1 protein-coding gene is annotated in these 565 nt (G+C 75.4%); it reads left to right on the plus strand.

The window, feature by feature from the left end:
- On the plus strand, positions 1-565 hold a 565-nt coding region (locus SSNG_RS04050), incomplete at both ends, for an ABC transporter permease subunit (protein WP_007262524.1).

Raw genomic sequence — 565 nt, forward strand, 5'->3', positions numbered from 1 at the left:
TGCCGCCGACCGTCGGCGGTGTCGCGCTGCTGCTCGGCTTCGGGCGGCGCGGACTGCTCGGCCCCTGGCTGGAGGGCACCTTCGGCGTCACGCTGCCCTTCCACACCTCCGGGGCGGTCGTCGCGGCCACGTTCGTCGCCATGCCCTTCCTGGTGATCAGCCTGGAGGGGGCGCTCGGCGGGCTGAAGCACAGCTACGAGGAGACCGCCGCGTCCCTCGGCGCCTCGCCGGTCCGGGTGTTCTTCACGGTCACCATGCCCATGGTCGCCCCCGGCCTGATCGCCGGCGCGGCGCTCACCTGGGCCCGGGCGCTCGGCGAGTTCGGCGCGACCATCACCTTCGCCGGCAACCTGCCGGGCACCACCCAGACCCTGCCCCTCCAGGTCTACCTGCTGCTCCAGGACCAGCCGGAAGCGGCCACCTCGGTGTCGCTGCTGCTGCTGGCCATCGCCATGGGCGTGCTCGTCGCCCTGCGCGGCCGCTGGACGGGCACGCCCGCGGCCGCGAAGACCCGCGCGGCGGACGGGCCGCAAGCCCCCGCTCCCGCCGCCCCCGACGAAACCCC

The sequence above is a fragment of the Streptomyces sp. C genome (genome assembly GCF_000158895.1).
In the GTDB taxonomy this organism is placed as follows: Bacteria; Actinomycetota; Actinomycetes; order Streptomycetales; family Streptomycetaceae; genus Streptomyces; species Streptomyces racemochromogenes.